17 protein-coding genes are annotated in these 15,182 nt (G+C 67.7%); 15 read left to right on the top strand and 2 right to left on the bottom strand.

Going from position 1 to position 15,182, the window contains the following annotated elements:
- Positions 1 to 183 (bottom strand): hypothetical protein, encoded by a 183-nt coding sequence (locus AC1DBN_RS13645; protein ID WP_477723450.1) that lies wholly within the window; start codon positions 181 to 183, stop codon positions 1 to 3.
- A gap of 234 nt (positions 184 to 417) precedes the next feature.
- On the opposite strand from AC1DBN_RS13645, the gene AC1DBN_RS13640 reads away from it, so the two are divergent.
- The 15 genes from AC1DBN_RS13640 (at position 418) to panC (ending at position 14,098) form a co-directional block, all read left to right on the top strand.
- Positions 418 to 1,548, top strand: coding sequence for a zinc-dependent metalloprotease (locus tag AC1DBN_RS13640; RefSeq protein WP_477723449.1), 1,131 nt, complete (start codon positions 418 to 420; stop codon positions 1,546 to 1,548).
- A 189-nt stretch (positions 1,549 to 1,737) separates the two neighbouring features.
- On the top strand, positions 1,738 to 2,793 hold the full coding sequence (gene tilS, locus AC1DBN_RS13635; protein WP_477723490.1) for a tRNA lysidine(34) synthetase TilS: 1,056 nt from the start codon (positions 1,738 to 1,740) through the stop codon (positions 2,791 to 2,793).
- 30 nt (positions 2,794 to 2,823) lie between these two features.
- Complete coding sequence (gene hpt / locus AC1DBN_RS13630; protein WP_015935538.1) at positions 2,824 to 3,375, top strand: hypoxanthine phosphoribosyltransferase; 552 nt, start codon at positions 2,824 to 2,826, stop codon at positions 3,373 to 3,375.
- Positions 3,376 to 3,381: 6 nt separating this feature from the next.
- Entirely contained in the window at positions 3,382 to 3,753 is a 372-nt protein-coding gene (locus AC1DBN_RS13625) for a VOC family protein (protein ID WP_091717410.1), read from the top strand.
- A 2-nt stretch (positions 3,754 to 3,755) separates the two neighbouring features.
- Positions 3,756 to 4,802 carry a LacI family DNA-binding transcriptional regulator gene (locus AC1DBN_RS13620; protein WP_091717412.1) on the top strand — a complete coding sequence of 349 codons (1,047 nt, stop codon included), beginning with the start codon at positions 3,756 to 3,758 and terminating at the stop codon, positions 4,800 to 4,802.
- A 164-nt stretch (positions 4,803 to 4,966) separates the two neighbouring features.
- Complete coding sequence (ftsH, locus tag AC1DBN_RS13615) at positions 4,967 to 7,030, top strand: ATP-dependent zinc metalloprotease FtsH (protein ID WP_091717414.1); 2,064 nt, start codon at positions 4,967 to 4,969, stop codon at positions 7,028 to 7,030.
- A 9-nt stretch (positions 7,031 to 7,039) separates the two neighbouring features.
- Positions 7,040 to 7,684: a GTP cyclohydrolase I FolE gene (gene folE, locus AC1DBN_RS13610; RefSeq protein ID WP_477723448.1), complete on the top strand. Its 645-nt coding sequence runs from the start codon at positions 7,040 to 7,042 to the stop codon at positions 7,682 to 7,684.
- Positions 7,685 to 7,696: 12 nt separating this feature from the next.
- The gene (gene folP, locus AC1DBN_RS13605; protein WP_091717418.1) at positions 7,697 to 8,617 is read left to right on the top strand and encodes a dihydropteroate synthase; all 921 of its coding nucleotides are present in this window, start codon (positions 7,697 to 7,699) and stop codon (positions 8,615 to 8,617) included.
- 14 nt (positions 8,618 to 8,631) lie between these two features.
- Complete coding sequence (folB, locus tag AC1DBN_RS13600; RefSeq protein WP_477723447.1) at positions 8,632 to 9,039, top strand: dihydroneopterin aldolase; 408 nt, start codon at positions 8,632 to 8,634, stop codon at positions 9,037 to 9,039.
- Positions 9,036 to 9,581, top strand: a complete 546-nt coding sequence (folK, locus tag AC1DBN_RS13595; protein WP_477723446.1) for a 2-amino-4-hydroxy-6-hydroxymethyldihydropteridine diphosphokinase — start codon at positions 9,036 to 9,038, stop codon at positions 9,579 to 9,581. The genes folB and folK overlap by 4 nt, the downstream gene beginning before the upstream one ends.
- Positions 9,578 to 10,126 (top strand): DUF3180 domain-containing protein, encoded by a 549-nt coding sequence (locus AC1DBN_RS13590; protein WP_477723445.1) that lies wholly within the window; start codon positions 9,578 to 9,580, stop codon positions 10,124 to 10,126. The genes folK and AC1DBN_RS13590 overlap by 4 nt, the downstream gene beginning before the upstream one ends.
- The gene (locus tag AC1DBN_RS13585; protein WP_091717426.1) at positions 10,107 to 10,619 is read left to right on the top strand and encodes a PH domain-containing protein; all 513 of its coding nucleotides are present in this window, start codon (positions 10,107 to 10,109) and stop codon (positions 10,617 to 10,619) included. The genes AC1DBN_RS13590 and AC1DBN_RS13585 overlap by 20 nt, the downstream gene beginning before the upstream one ends.
- A gap of 137 nt (positions 10,620 to 10,756) precedes the next feature.
- A complete protein-coding gene (locus AC1DBN_RS13580; protein ID WP_477723444.1) occupies positions 10,757 to 12,304 on the top strand; it encodes a PH domain-containing protein in 1,548 nt (515 codons plus the stop codon).
- The gene (locus AC1DBN_RS13575) at positions 12,297 to 13,190 is read left to right on the top strand and encodes a Rossmann-like and DUF2520 domain-containing protein (protein WP_477723443.1); all 894 of its coding nucleotides are present in this window, start codon (positions 12,297 to 12,299) and stop codon (positions 13,188 to 13,190) included. The genes AC1DBN_RS13580 and AC1DBN_RS13575 overlap by 8 nt, the downstream gene beginning before the upstream one ends.
- A gap of 2 nt (positions 13,191 to 13,192) precedes the next feature.
- Positions 13,193 to 14,098, top strand: a complete 906-nt coding sequence (gene panC / locus AC1DBN_RS13570) for a pantoate--beta-alanine ligase (protein ID WP_477723442.1) — start codon at positions 13,193 to 13,195, stop codon at positions 14,096 to 14,098.
- A gap of 143 nt (positions 14,099 to 14,241) precedes the next feature.
- Here the strand turns inward: panC and AC1DBN_RS13565 are convergent.
- Positions 14,242 to 15,182, bottom strand: a 941-nt coding sequence (locus AC1DBN_RS13565; protein ID WP_477723441.1) for an HNH endonuclease signature motif containing protein, incomplete at its 5' end; no start/stop codon positions are given.

Below are 15,182 nucleotides of genomic sequence, written 5' to 3'. Positions count from 1 at the left end.
TCATCGCGCTTCCCTGGTATCCGTAACGCTGAATGCAGCGCCGGCCGAGGCTGCCGGTTCTGCGGCCACCGCCATGGGGGCAGTGGTCCCCAGGAGTGCTGCAACCAGGACGGCGGCAACCACGGCCTTCCAGCCCTTCTTCGGGCCGGCCGTCAGGGGAGCGATGGGACGGTACGGGATCATGGTGTCCTCCTGGGGGGGTGGGCGGCCCTGGGGTGCACGAACTGTGCTGGCCAGGGCCGCTTCTGTGGGGAAGGGCCGCTGATGCGGTGTACCCCCACGATGTCGCCGCAGCTTAGGCCTGGCCTTTTGCCCTCCTGTGCTCCGGCTGTGAGAGTGGCGGGCCGCCGGTGCCTTCGCTTCGCCGGTGAGCGAACTTAAGGACGATCCCCGGCCCGCTGTGTTCTGATGGGACCTATGGAGTCCACTGCAGCCCAGTCCGCCCCCATCTCATCTGCTGATGCCGCTTCCCTGATCAACTGGGACCTGGCGGCTTCCACGGCGGCACGGCTGGCTCCTGCCGGGCCGGACCTGAAGCCGGCAGCCATCAACGAAGCCGTGGACAGCCTCCGCAGGCTCGCCGACGCCTCCGTTCCGCATGTTCACGAGATCACCGGGCTGGAAGCTGCCCGGGACCTCCGTGACTCCTCGGTGCTGGTGGTGGACCGGGCATCGTGGGCCAAGGCAAACACGCAGTCGTTCGCGGTGATGCTGAAGCCGGCCATGCAGAAGATGCTGGAGAACCGGCGCGGGTCGTTGAGCCCTTCCGCCGCCAGCGTCAGCGGCGCCATCACCGGCAGCCAGCTGGGCGCCGTCCTGGCGTTCCTGTCCAGCAAGGTCCTGGGACAGTACGATCCGTTCGCGGCGCTGGCCGAAAACTCCTCCGCCCCGGCCGCCGGGCGGCTCCTGCTGGTGGCCCCCAACATCGTCTCCGTGGAGCGCGAACTCAACGTGGCGCCCGAGGACTTCCGGCTGTGGGTCTGCCTGCACGAACAGACCCACCGGGTCCAGTTCGCCGCCGCACCGTGGCTGCGCCACCACATGCTGGACCAGATTGATAACCTCAGCGGACACCTGCTGGGCAACGTGGATTCGCTGATGGACCGGGCCTCGGCGGCTGCGCGCTCGCTGAAGGACCGTTCCGCCACCGGAAACACCCCCGGCCGCGGCGCCATCCTGGACCTGCTGCAGGATCCGGAGGAGAAAGCCGCCATCTCGCACCTCACGGCCGTGATGAGCCTGCTCGAAGGCCACGCCAACGTGGTGATGGACGCCGTGGATGCCAGCATCGTCCCTTCCGTCAAGACCATCCGGCAGCGGTTCAACGACCGCGGCAAGGACCGTGGGGTAGTGGAGAAGTTCATCCGCAGCCTGCTGGGCCTGGACGCCAAGATGCGGCAGTACTCCGACGGCGCCCGCTTTGTCCGCGCCGTGGTTGGCGTGGCCGGCATGGAGGGCTTCAACCGGGTCTGGGAATCGGCTGACCACCTGCCCACCGAGCCGGAAATCCACGATGCCAAGCTGTGGCTTGAGCGGATGGGGCTGTAATTGGCTGACCTTCCCCCCACGCATTCCGAACCACAGCCTTCCGGGCCCCAGCTCTCCGGGCCCGCACCGCAAGATTCCGCCCCGCAGGATTCCATGCTGCAGCCTTCCGGGCCGCAGGATTTCGCGGCACAGCGCAGCGGACGACGCCGGCCCGGCCGGTTGGCGCCCGTCGTCGGCGCAGCGCGCAAAATGTTGGGTGACGCCCTGGCGCAGGCCGGCTATCCGGCGCACGTCCTGGTGGCCTGCAGCGGCGGGCCGGACTCGATGGCGCTGGCCGCCGTCGCCGCCTACTTCGTCCGCCGCGGCAGCATTGACGGCCATCCCGTCACGGTCGGCGCCGTGGTGGTGGACCACCAGCTGCAGGAAGGCTCCGGCCGCGTGGCGGCTGACACCGCCAGTGCCCTTCGGGAACTGGGCCTCGCCCCGGTCGAGGTCCATACCGTGACAGTGGCAGGCGCCGGCATGGGGCCCGAGGCCGCTGCCCGCGAGGCCCGCCACGCAGCGCTCGAAGCGGCAGCGGCGGGCCAGGGGGCCGGCGCCATCCTGCTGGGGCACACCCTGGATGACCAGGCCGAGCAGGTGCTGCTGGGCCTGGCCCGTGGCTCCGGAACCCGTTCACTCGCCGGCATGCGGCCCACCCGTGCAGGGGCCGGAAGCGCCGTGCTGCTCCGTCCCTTCCTGGGGCTCCGCCGGGCCGATACGGAGGAGATCTGCGAGGTGGAGGAGCTGGACCCCTGGCACGATCCCACCAACACGGACCCCGCGTTCGCCCGTTCCCGGACCCGGGTGGAAGTCCTCCCGCATCTGGAGGAGAAACTGGGCCCCGGCGTCGCGGAATCCCTGGCGCGCACCGCCTCTATCCTGCAACTGGATGCCGACTACCTCGAGGATGTGGCGGAAAGCACCTACGCGTCCCTGGTGGAGTGGAATGGCGCCGAAGCAAGCCTTCCTGAAGACGCCCTGCGCGCCCTGGCACCGGCCATCCGGTTCCGCGTGATCGCCAAGGCCGCTGCCGGTGTCGGCGGCCAGCAGCCCAGCTATCGGCGCCTTGTGGCGGCGGAAGCGCTGCTGCGGCGGCAGGGCTCGGCGGGTCCGGTGCAGCTGCCCGGCGGGGTAGCCGCCTACCGGTTGTCGCTGGCCGAACTCGAAGGGCCCGCGACCGCAGACCGCCCCGGGACCGGTCCCCGCGAACCCGCGCGCTGTGGGAAGCTAGTATTCCGGCCGCTAAAACCGGCCACACATTAGTCGCACCCCGCATCTACACAGGAGCCATTGGTGGATTCAAACGACGTCCAGGCAGACCTCAAGCACGTTCTCTACACCAAGGAACAGATCCAGCAGCGCATCACCGAACTCGCTGCCCAGATCGACAAGGACTACGAAGGCCGCGAACTGCTCATCGTGGGCGTGCTCAAGGGCGCGGTCATGGTCATGGCGGACCTGGCCCGTGCACTGCACAGCCACGTCTCGATGGACTGGATGGCTGTGTCCTCCTACGGCTCCGGCACCCAGTCCTCCGGCGTGGTGCGCATCCTGAAGGACCTGGACACGGACCTCATGGGCAAGGACGTGCTGATCGTCGAGGACATCATCGATTCCGGCCTCACCCTGTCCTGGCTGAAGACCAACCTGGAATCCCGCGGCACCGCGTCGGTGGAAATTTGCACCGCCTTCCGCAAGCCCACCGCCGCCAAGGTCCAGATCGACGTCAAGTACGTGGGCTACGACATCCCCAACGAGTTCGTTGTGGGCTACGGCCTGGACTACGCGGAAAAGTACCGCAACCTGGACTTCGTGGGCACCCTGGCCCCGCACGTCTACGAGTAGGCCACCATGCAGCTCGGCGGTTTCTCGGTAGGCCTCGCCGTGCAGGACCTCGCAGCTTCCATGGAGTTTTACCGGAAGCTCGGGTTCACGCAGTACGCCGGTGACCCGGACCAGAACTGGGTCATCATGAAGAACGGGGACACGAACATCGGGCTGTTCAAGGGCATGCTCGAGAAGAACGTGCTGATCTTCAACCCGGGCTGGGACCAGGACGCCAAGCCGACGGAACCCTTCACGGACGTGCGGGAGCTCCAGGAGCAGTTGCGGGCGCAGGGCGTCCCGTTTGCCGCCGAGGCCGACGTGCAGACCACCGGGCCCGCGAGTGCCATCCTGATTGACCCCGACGGCAACCCCGTCTACCTGGACCAGCACGTCTGATTTTGGCAAGGTCGAATATTGGCATCAAGGATGTCGCGGTGGCCGCAGGGGTGTCGGCAACCACGGTGTCGCACGTCCTGAACGACGTCACGTATGCGCGGATCAGCCCCGAGACCCGCAAAAAGGTGAAGGCGGCCGCGGAGCAGCTGGGCTACGAACCCAACCGGGTGGCGCAGGCGCTCCGCAACCGCCGCACCGGCGTGCTGGGGCTGGTCAGCGAGGATGTGGCCACCACGCCGCATGCCGGCCGGATCATCCTGGGTGCCGATGACGCTGCCCGCGCCCGCGGCTACACGCTCATGCTTATCAACACCGCCGCCACTGCCGGGGCCGCATCGCGGGAAGGCGACGTGGAGGCCGTGCTGGAACGGCAGGTGGACGGCATCCTCTACGCCACCATGTACCACCGGGTCCTGGACGCGCCGGCCAACCTCGGCAAGGTGCCAACCGTCCTGGTGGATGCCGTCACCGCTGACGGGCTCTTTCCCTCAGTCGTCCCGGACGAATACGGCGGCGCCCGCGCCGCCGTCCGCGCACTGCTGGACGCCGGCCACACCCGCATCGGCTTCATCAACAACGTCCAGGACGTGCCATCCACCTCGGAGCGGCTCCGCGGCTTCCGCGACACGCTCACCGCGGCAGGGCTCGACGCCGGCCTGGCACCGGTGGAGGCGTCGTCGTCGGACGCTGCGGGCGGGTACGAGGCAGCGGCGAGGATCCTGCGGAGCGGACACCCGCCGTCGGGCCTGTTCTGCTACAACGACCAGATGGCCATGGGAGCCTACCGGGCAGCCGCGGAACTGGGCCTCAGTATCCCCGGCGACCTCTCCGTCGTCGGGTTCGACGACCAGGAACTGGTGGCCGGCAGCCTCTTTCCCGGGCTGACCACCGTGGCGCTGCCCCACTACGGAATGGGTGCCTGGGCCGCCAACCACCTCATCGATGCGCTCGAAGGAGCAGGGGACGGTTCTTCCGCCGGCGCCGGGACCACGGTGCTGGAGTGTCCGCTGGTCACCCGCGCGTCCGTCGCCGCACCCCGGAACCCCTAGCCCGCCTGCAACGATGTCCGCTACGCCCACAGGGAACTTTTGCTTTTCATCATGCGTGATGTACTCCGGACGGTGTATAGCTAGAAGCTGACGCAGCACCATCACGCGCGCAAAGTACACGCCGTGCAGCACTACCGGAAGGGACGGGGCCAGCCCCCGAACAGATGAAAGCTAAGAATTTCTTCAAGGGCCCGGGCATCTGGATCGTCGTCGTTGTCGGTCTGCTCCTGGTGGCCTTTGCAACGCTGGCCCCCGGCGGTGCGTCGCGGATCGACACCGATAAGGGCCTGGAACTGCTTGCCGGCAGCAACGTGGAGCAGGCCAAGATCTTCGACGGTGAGAACCGCGTTGACCTCACGCTGAAGGATGACCTGGAGGTGGACGGCCAGAACAAGGGCAAGAGCGTCCAGTTCTTCTTCGTCGATGCCCGCGCCACGGACGTGGTTAAGGCTGTCACCGATTCCAAGCCGGCGCAGGGCTACACAGACCAGCCCATCGAGAGCAACTGGTTCTCCGGCCTGCTGTCCCTCCTCATCCCGGTCATCCTGCTGGGCGCCCTCTTCTGGTTCCTCATGACCCGCATGCAGGGCGGCGGCTCCAAGATCATGCAGTTCGGCAAGTCCAAGGCCAAGATGGTCAGCAAGGACATGCCGCAGGTGACCTTCGCGGACGTCGCCGGTTCGGATGAAGCCGTCGAAGAGCTCCAGGAAATCAAGGAATTCCTCCAGGAGCCGGCCAAGTTCCAGGCTGTCGGCGCCAAGATCCCCAAGGGCGTGCTGCTGTACGGCCCTCCCGGTACCGGTAAGACCCTGCTGGCCCGCGCCGTTGCCGGTGAGGCAGGCGTCCCCTTCTTCTCGATCTCCGGCTCGGACTTCGTGGAAATGTTCGTGGGCGTCGGTGCGTCCCGTGTCCGTGACCTCTTCGAACAGGCCAAGGCCAACTCCCCGGCCATTATCTTCGTGGACGAAATCGACGCCGTAGGCCGCCACCGCGGTGCCGGCATCGGCGGCGGCAATGACGAACGCGAGCAGACCCTCAACCAGCTGCTGGTGGAGATGGACGGCTTCGACGTCAAGACCAACGTCATCCTGATCGCCGCCACCAACCGGCCGGACGTCCTGGACCCCGCACTGCTGCGGCCGGGCCGTTTCGACCGCCAGATCGGCGTCGATGCGCCGGACATGATCGGCCGCGACCAGATCCTGCAGGTGCATGCCAAGGGCAAGCCGATGGCTCCCGGCGTCGACCTCAAGGCTGTTGCCAAGAAGACCCCCGGCTACACCGGTGCCGACCTGGCCAACGTGCTTAACGAGGCCGCCCTGCTGACCGCGCGCTCCAACGCCAACCTCATTGACGACCGCGCCCTGGACGAGGCAATCGACCGCGTGATGGCCGGCCCCCAGAAGCGCAGCCGGGTCATGAAGGAACACGAACGCAAGATCACCGCCTACCACGAAGGCGGCCACGCCCTGGTGGCGGCTGCCCTGCGGAACTCGGCCCCGGTCACCAAGATCACCATCCTTCCCCGCGGCCGTGCCCTGGGCTACACCATGGTGGTTCCGGACAACGACAAGTACTCCGTCACCCGCAACGAGCTCCTGGACCAGATGGCGTACGCCATGGGCGGCCGCGTGGCCGAGGAGATCGTGTTCCACGATCCGTCCACCGGCGCCTCGAACGACATCGAGAAGGCCACCGGCACCGCCCGCAAGATGGTCACCGAGTACGGCATGAGCGAACGCGTGGGTGCCGTGCGCCTGGGCCAGGGCGGCGGCGAGCCGTTCCTGGGCCGCGACGCCGGGCACGAGCGCAACTACTCCGACCAGATCGCCTACGTGGTGGACGAGGAAGTGCGCCGCCTGATCGACCAGGCACACGACGAGGCGTACGCCATCCTCACCGAGAACCGAGACGTCCTGGACAGCCTCGCCCTTGAGCTGCTGGAGCGCGAAACCCTTAACCAGGCCGAAATCGCCGACATATTCCGTGACATCCGCAAGCGCGATTTCCGCGAGGTGTGGCTGTCCAAGGAATCCCGTCCGGTCCAGGCCGCGGGCCCCGTGGAATCCCACCAGGAGCGGGCAGAACGCGAGGCCCAGGAGGAAGCCAAGCAGGCCCGCCTGGAGGAGCCGCTGGACGCCCAGCCGCCGCATCCGCAGGGCGTTCCGGAAGACGCACCGTTCCAGGGAGGCGTCCCCGAATCGGGGCCGGACACCCTTCGCGGCTAAGCTTTCCCTGTGACTTCCTTCGACGACGACGCCGTTTCCTCCTCCGCCGCCTACCCGGCGGAGGACGGTTCCACCCATTCCCCGCACCACAAGGTGGACCGGCCAAGGATTGAAGCGGCTGTCCGCGAAATCCTCCTGGCCATCGGCGAGGACCCGGACCGTGGCGGCCTCATCGACACCCCCAAGCGGGTGGCGAAGGCGTACGCCGAGGTTTTTGCGGGACTGCACCACGACCCCGCGGACGTCCTGTCCACCACGTTCGAGCTGGACCATGAAGAACTGGTCCTGGTGAAGGACATCCCCTTCTACTCCACCTGCGAGCACCACCTGGTGCCGTTCCACGGTGTGGCCCACGTTGGCTACATTCCCTCCCATGACGGGAAGGTCACCGGGCTGAGCAAGCTGGCGCGGCTCGTGGACATCTACGCCCGCCGCCCCCAGGTTCAGGAGCGGCTCACCACGGAGATTGTCGAAGCGCTGGTCCTCCACCTCAAGCCGCGTGGGGCCATCGTCGTTGTCGAATGCGAGCACATGTGCATGTCAATGCGCGGTATCCGCAAGCCCGGAGCAAAGACCGTCACCAGTGCGGTCCGCGGGCAGCTTCATGACCCGGCCACCCGTGCCGAGGCCATGAGCCTCATCCTCGGAAGGTAACCACACAAGACCATGGACTCACTAGCTGCAGCCCCGGGAACCGGGCCCGCAACCTCGCCGCTGCCCATCCTGCGCAAACCGCGCCCGGCCGCGCGCTTCGAGGACCTGCCCACAGACCGCACCCTGGTCATGGGCATCCTCAATGTCACCCCTGATTCGTTCAGCGACGGCGGCAAGCACGCCACGGCGGACACCGCCATCGCCGCGGGCCTGCGCATGTTTTATGCCGGCGCTGACATCATCGACGTCGGCGGCGAATCGACCCGCCCCGGCGCTGAGGACGTCTCCCCGGACGAGGAACAAAAGCGTGTCCTCCCGGTCATCGAAGCACTGGTCAAGGCCGGTGCCCTGGTCAGCATCGACACCACCCACGCCGCCACCGCCGCCGCTGCCCTGAAGGCCGGCGCCGCCATCATCAACGACGTTTCCGGGCTGACCATCGAACCCGAAATGGCTGAACTCGTGGCCTCGTCCAAGGCGCCGTACATCCTCACCCACCGCCGCGGCGATGCCCGGACCATGAACTCCCTCGCGGAGTACACGGACGTGGCCGCTGAAGTGGTGGCAGAACTGGCCGGAGTGCGGGACAAGCTGTATGCCGCCGGTGTCAGCGCTGAGCAGATCATCGTCGATCCGGGCCTGGGTTTTGCGAAGAACGACGCCCAGAACTGGGAGCTGCTGCAGAACCTGGAGCAGCTGGAGGCCCTGGGCCACCGTGTCCTGGTGGCCGCCTCCCGCAAACGCTTCCTCGGCACCCTCCTGACGGTTGCCGGCAAATCCGCAGCCCCGGAAGAGCGTGACGGGGCCACGGCAGCCATCACGGCGATCAGCGCCGCCCGCGGCGCCTGGGCCGTGCGGGTGCACGACGTCGGATCCAGCCTTGACGCCGTCAAGGTCGCCGCGCGCATGGCGGCAGTACCCAAAGCACCGTAAGCGCCGGGGGACCCATGGACAGGATTACGCTGACCGGTGTGACGGCCGTCGGCCATCATGGTGTGTTTGATTTTGAGCGCCGCGAGGGCCAGCCTTTTGTTGTGGACGCCGTCCTGTATCTCGACTTCGCCGCCGCTGCGGCGTCCGACGACGTCAGCGACACCGCCCACTACGGCGAGGTGGCGCAGCGTATTACCGAGTGGATTTCCGGGGAGCCGCTGAACCTCATTGAGGCGCTGGCGGTCCGGATCGCCGACGGCCTGCTGTCCGAGTTCGGCCTCCAGGCCGTGGACATCACCGTGCACAAACCCCAGGCGCCCATCGAGGTGCCCTTTGGGGACGTGGCAGTGTCCGTGCATCGGAGACCGCCCTCCGTTGTTTCGGGCCGCCCGGTGGAACCCGCTTCCGGGGGCACCCCGTGAACGCGGTTTACACCAAGGCGGTCCTGGCCCTGGGAAGCAACCTCGGCGAACGCAACGACACCCTGTCCAGCGCGGTGGCTGACCTCGTTGACCCGCCGGAGGTCCGCCTCCTTGCGGTGTCCCCGATCATCCAGACCAAAGCCGTGGGCGGCCCGCCGGGGCAGCCTGACTTCCTGAACATGGTCCTCACCGTTGAAACCAGCCTGACTCCCCAGGAGCTGCTGGAGCATTGCCAGGCGGTGGAGAACAAGCACCACCGTGTGCGCGAGGTGCGCTGGGGGCCGCGGACGCTCGACGTCGACATCATCACCTACGGCGACGTGCGCAGCGACGACCCCGTGCTGACCCTGCCGCACCCGCGCGCCGCCAGCCGGGCCTTCGTGCTGTACCCGTGGTCCTTGATCGACCCTGCCGCCACCCTTGAGGGGGAGCGCATCAGTGCCCTCGCGGCCCGGGCGGAGGACTTCGGAGACCTTGCCCCGTTCGATGGTTTCGGCGACTTTGACGGGATGCCGACCGCCGGGGCGGTGACGGACCGTTGAAGCCCATCAACCCGCTGCGGCTGCTGCTGATAGGCGTCATCCTGACCGTGGCCGGTTGGGCCGGAACCGTGATCACCAGCCGTTACGGCATGGCCACTCCGGTGCTGCCGGTCACTGCGCTGGCCACCATGGGCGTAATCGTGGCCATCACACTGGTCCTCGGCATCCGCATCCTGCGCTGGCGGAACAGTATCAAGCCCAACAGCACCGCAAAGAAGACAGCACTTGATCCGCTGCTCGCCGCCCGCACGCTCATCCTGGCCCAGGCCTGTGCCTACGCCGGAACGGTGCTGCTCGGCTGGCACGTGGGGATCTTCCTGGACCAGCTGCGGATCTGGAGTTTCCGCAGCCACCAGGACATCGCCTGGCTGGCGCTCGGCATGGCCGGCGGCGGCCTGGTGATGATCATCGTTGGCCTGGTGGTGGAGCGGTTCTGCAAGATTCCGCCGGAGGACGGCGACACGAAGGGCGTGGACGGCAAGCCGGGCCGCGCACCACGGGGAGAAGCCGCGGGGGAAGGCGAATATGCGTACCGAGGCGATTGACCCGCCCGGCATTGATTGGCACCGGGTGTCACCGAAGTTCGTGACCGTTCGGCTGGTGCAGTGGGCACTCGGCAACCTTGCCGCCGTCGTAATCCTCAGCCTTCCGCTCGTGTTTGTCCTGCTCGGGTGGTGGCGGTGGCCGCCGCTGTGGCTGGCCATCACCGTTCCCGCCGTGACGCTGGTGGTGGCCCTCTGGCGGCTGGTGCTGATCCCGCGCCAGGTCAGGGCCATCGGCTACGCCGAGCGCGACGACGACCTCCTGGTCCGCAGCGGCATCTTCTTCCAGCGGACCATGGCCGTGCCCTACGGCCGGATGCAGTACGTGGACGTCGCCGTAGGCCCCGTTGAGCGCAGCCTCGGCCTCTGCACGGTCAAGCTGCACACCGCATCGCCCGGCACCAACGCGCACATCCCCGGGCTGCCGGAGGCAGAGGGGGCGCGGCTCCGTGAGCAGCTCGCGGCCCGCGGCGAGGCCAGGCTGGCAGGACTGTGACCGCTGACGGGCGGTTCCCCCGTCACGGGGTGCAGGAAGACGGTGCGGCATCCGCTGACCCAGCGGCTGCCAGCTCACAGCCCGCAGGCCCAGTGCCCGCCAGCTCAGTTTCAGACGGCTCGGTGCCCGCAGGCTCAGTGCCCACCCCATCAACTGTTGCTGCTGGTGCGGGTCCCGGGGTCGCAACGGCCGACGACGGCTGGTTGCGTGTCCACCCGGCGTCACCCTTTGTACGCGGCTGGGTGGCGCTGGCCGCCATCGGCTTCTTCTTCGGCCGCGACATCTTTGAACGGATCCTGCAGGGCCGGCCCATGTTCGAGGACGGATTTGCTGGCCGGGTTCCCTGGCTGGTGGCCGGCGGCGGTGCCGTCCTGCTGGTGGCGGTCCTCAGCTTTGTCCTCACCTGGTATTTCACCAAGTACCAGGTGTCCGGCGGGTACGTCCGCGTCAACACAGGCTTCCTGTTCCGGCAGCAGCGCCAGGCCCGGCTGGACCGGGTGCAGGCCATCGATATTGTGCAGCCGCTGCTGGCCCGCATCTTCGGGCTGGCCGAACTCAAGTTCGAGGTGGCCGACGCCGGCGAATCGGCAGTGCGGCTGGCTTACCTGAAGATCGATGACGCCCAGCAGCTGCGGGCCACCATCCTGGCCCGTGCCGCCGGCATCGACGAAGATGCCGACAACCCTGGCGCCCCCGCACCTGAGGCGCCGGAGTATCCGGTACTGTCCGTGCCGCCGTCGCGCCTTATCGGTTCCCTGCTCCTGAGCGAGCAGAGCCTGTTCGTGGTGGTGGGCGGTGTGGCATCGGTGGTGCTCTCGGCCGTTACGGACAACCGGGCGTTCTACTTCTACCTGATTCCCGCGGCGCTTGGCCTCGCGGCGAGCTACTGGAACCTGTTCAACAAGGGGTACAACTTCACGGCCGCCATCTCGCCGGACGGCATCCGGCTCCGTTACGGATTGCTGGATACCCAGGCGCAGACGCTGCCGCCGGGGCGGATCCAGGCCCTGAAGATCAGTCAGCCGCCGCTGTGGCGGGCGTTCGGCTGGTACCGAATGCAGGTCAATGTGGCAGGTTATGGACTGGTGGAGAACGCGGGGGAAGCGTCATCCCGGACCACCCTCCTGCCCGTCGGCAAGCTCGAGGATGCGATGAACATGCTCGCTTTGGTGCTGCCCGATCCCGGCACGTCCAGCCCTGCCAGGGTTTTCGGCGCGGGCCTCACCGGGCTGGATTCCGACGGCGGCTTCGTCACCACGCCGCGCCGCGCCCGGCTGCTGGCCCCGTTGGGGTGGCGCCGCAACGGCTTCGCCGCCACGGATACTGCATTGCTCATCCGTTCAGGGCGTTGGTGGCGGAACCTGGTGCTCGTGCCGCACCAGCGGACCCAGTCAATGGCGCTGCACCAGGGGCCGCTGGCCCGGCGGTTCCGGGTGGCCGACCTGGTCCTGCACACCACCGCCGGTCCGGTGGTGCCGCGCCTGACGCAGGCCGGGCTGGACGAGGCGCGCGCGCTTTTCGATGAGCAGTCGGCCCGTGCCCGGCTGGCCCGGAAACGGCAGACCACCGAACAGTGGCTCCGCCAGGTTGCACCTTCGGGTGCTGACCCTCAGTCGCCGGCGGCTGAAACCGGGCCGTTCGGAAATGAAGCCCACCAGCAACAGGAAGGCCCCCACCATGGCTAAGCCCGGACGCCTCGGCGTCGGAATCATTGGAGCGGGCAAGGTGGGCGCCGTCCTGGGTGCTGCCCTGCGCGCCGCCGAGCACGCCGTCGTGGGTGTTTCCGCGGTGTCCGAGGCCAGCCGTGAACGGGCCGAAACCCTGCTGCCCGGCGTTCCCGTCCTGGAAGTGCAGGACATCGTGGAGCGCGCCGAACTGGTGCTCCTCGCCGTGCCCGACGACGCCCTCCCCGGCCTGGTGGACGGGCTGGCGAAGCTCGGCGCCTGGCAGCCGGGGCAGCTGGTGGCCCACACATCAGGCCGGTTCGGGGTTGGCGTGCTCCATCCTGTGCGCGCTGCCGGGGCCGTTCCGCTGGCACTGCACCCGGCCATGACCTTCACCGGAATGAGCCTGGACCTGACGCGCCTGCTCGACTGCACGTTCGGCGTCACGGCCGATGCCGCCATGCTTCCCATTGCGCAGGCGCTGGTCGTGGAGATGGGGGCCGAACCGGTAGCCATCGCAGAGGCTGACAGGACGCTCTATCACGCTGCCCTGGCGCACGGGTCCAATCACCTGGTCACCCTGGTGGCCCAGTCGTCCCAGTTGTTGCGTGAGGTGGGGGTGGACCAGCCCGAACGCATGCTCGGTCCCCTGTTGCGGGCAACCCTCGAAAACGCGCTGGCGTCCGGAGAGTCGGCACTGACCGGGCCGGTTGCCCGCGGCGATGTGGGCACGGTGGAGGCGCACGCGCAGGCCCTGCGGGAGTACGACGGCGGCGGGCATGGCGATGTCCTCGCGGCGTACCTTGCCATGGCACGCGCCACCGCCCGGCGGGCCGAGGCGCGCGGGTTGCTGAAGGGCGACCAGCTTGAAGGGCTGAACCAGGCCCTCGGATCCAAGGAGGACTGACCATGGCCATCAAACTTGTCACCACCGTGGCCGGGCTGCATGCCGAGAGTGCGCGGCTCCTGGCGGAGAAACAGGGTGCATCGCAGGGGTTGGTCCCCACCATGGGCGCCCTCCATGAGGGACATGCTGCTTTGGCGAGGACCGCCGTCGAACAGAACGACGTGGTGGTTGCCAGCATCTTCGTGAACCCTCTGCAGTTCGGCGATGCCGTGGACCTTGACCGGTACCCGAGGACCCTGGACGCCGACCTTGCACTGCTCGATGCCCAGGGTGTCGATATCGCGTTCGCTCCTTCTGTCGACGAGGTTTACCCGGGTGGCGAGCCGCTGGTGCGGGTCACTTCGGGACGACTGGGGGAGAAGTGGGAGGGCGCATCCCGCCCGGGCCACTTCGACGGTGCGCTAACTGTCGTGGCCAAGCTGCTGCACTATGGCATTCCGGCGGCCGGCCGTGCCGGAGGGGCGGGGCTGCCCGCCTACCGTGCCTACTTTGGCCAGAAAGACGCCCAGCAGCTGGCGCTGGTGCGGCGGATGGTGGCCGACCTCAACTTCCCGGTCGACATTGTGGGCGTCCCCACCGTCCGTTCAGCCGAGGGCCTGGCACTGTCCAGCCGCAACCGTTTCCTGTCCGACGACGAACGAGGTGCAGCACTGGTCCTTTCCCGTGCCCTGCGGCTGCTGGAGGAGCGTGCCACCGCCCATGAGCCGCTGGACCTCGACTCTGCCCTGGCGATGGTGGAATCGCAGCCGCTGGTGAAGCTGGACTACTTCGATGTCGTGGATCCGGCCACGTTGGAGCCTTTGGCTGAAAACTGCCGCGAGACCCCTTTCCGGGGCGAGGCCCTGGCGCTCATTGCCGCGAAGGTAGGTCCTGTGCGGCTGATCGACAACGCACCCCTGAGCTCCTAGGCGCTCCTGAATTAGCACGCGAGTTCACGCGCGCCTGAGTTCACACACCCCGGGGTTCACGCGCGCCTGACGTCACACCCCTGACGTCAGACTCCTGGGTTCACGCGCGCCTGACGTCACACACCACATGCGAATGCCTGGATTCAGGCTGCGAGGTAGTCCGTGAGTGCGCGTTCGAGTGGGCTTAGTTCGTCCGGTTGGTTGATTGCCGGCACGCCCAATTCGCCGGTCGCACCAGACTCGCCCGCGGCGCCAACGTCTTCGGCCGCGCCAATGTCTCCGGTCAGGGCTTGGTCCTGTTCGGGTTCGAGGAGTCGGGGTGGCCAGTGGGGTGGTTGGGGGTCGGGGTGTTGGCCCGGGTAGTGGCGGCCTGTGGGTGAGGTCCAGCCGGGTGGTTCGGTTGTGGTGGCTGGTGTGGGGTTCCAGCCGCTGTTGTGTTTGAGGCGGTGGTGTTTGGGGCAGAGCTGTGCCAGGTTGCTGACTCCTGTTGTGCCGTGGTGTTGCCAGGCGGTGAGGTGGTCGGTGTCGTTGTCTGTGGTGGGGTTGGTGCAGCCGGGGAATGTGCAGTGGCCGTCGCGCATCCTGATCCAGCGTTTCATGGCCTCCGACAATCGGTAGCTGGTCCGGCCGATCTCGAGCGGTGCGCCGGTACGGGGGTCGACGAGGACCCGGTAGAACGAGGTGGCCCCGTCGGCGACGAGTTTTCGGGCCATCGCGGCGGGGATGGGCCCGTATCCGTCGAGGTCTGCCGGTTCGTCAGTGCTGCCCAACATTGTAAATATCGGAATGGTGACCAGCACGTCGGCTTTCGGCGCGGGGATCTTGCTGAGGTCAACGAAGTATGGGTCGGTCCCGGTGCCAGGTTCTTCGCCACCGTCCAACCGGCCTGTGGCAGCGGCGCCGGTGTGGGCGCTCAAGAGGAGCGCTGCTGCGGTGTCCGGCCGCAACTGGGTAAGGGTGCGGGTTTCGCCGGGGCCTTGGAGGCCGCGGGCGATGGCTGTGGTCTTGTTCCAGATGGCGCAGGCGGTGTCCCCGGGCAGGATCAGGGTAATTGTTGCCATCCCGTCGGCGTCGGGGCGGTATT

This window comes from Pseudarthrobacter sp. 10T415 (assembly GCF_056394175.1).
This window is presented reverse-complemented; position numbering and strand designations above follow the sequence as displayed.

What these genes read in the sequence shown, in the direction of transcription:
- AC1DBN_RS13645 (WP_477723450.1), bottom strand. Translation starts at nt 183, where the DNA reads ATGATCCCGTACCGTCCCATCGCTCCCCTGACGGCCGGCCCGAAGAAG.
- AC1DBN_RS13640 (WP_477723449.1), top strand. Translation starts at nt 418, where the DNA reads ATGGAGTCCACTGCAGCCCAGTCCGCCCCCATCTCATCTGCTGATGCC.
- tilS (WP_477723490.1), top strand. Translation starts at nt 1,738, where the DNA reads ATGTTGGGTGACGCCCTGGCGCAGGCCGGCTATCCGGCGCACGTCCTG.
- AC1DBN_RS13625 (WP_091717410.1), top strand. Translation starts at nt 3,382, where the DNA reads ATGCAGCTCGGCGGTTTCTCGGTAGGCCTCGCCGTGCAGGACCTCGCA.
- ftsH (WP_091717414.1), top strand. Translation starts at nt 4,967, where the DNA reads ATGAAAGCTAAGAATTTCTTCAAGGGCCCGGGCATCTGGATCGTCGTC.
- folP (WP_091717418.1), top strand. Translation starts at nt 7,697, where the DNA reads ATGGACTCACTAGCTGCAGCCCCGGGAACCGGGCCCGCAACCTCGCCG.
- folB (WP_477723447.1), top strand. Translation starts at nt 8,632, where the DNA reads ATGGACAGGATTACGCTGACCGGTGTGACGGCCGTCGGCCATCATGGT.
- AC1DBN_RS13585 (WP_091717426.1), top strand. Translation starts at nt 10,107, where the DNA reads ATGCGTACCGAGGCGATTGACCCGCCCGGCATTGATTGGCACCGGGTG.
- AC1DBN_RS13575 (WP_477723443.1), top strand. Translation starts at nt 12,297, where the DNA reads ATGGCTAAGCCCGGACGCCTCGGCGTCGGAATCATTGGAGCGGGCAAG.
- panC (WP_477723442.1), top strand. Translation starts at nt 13,193, where the DNA reads ATGGCCATCAAACTTGTCACCACCGTGGCCGGGCTGCATGCCGAGAGT.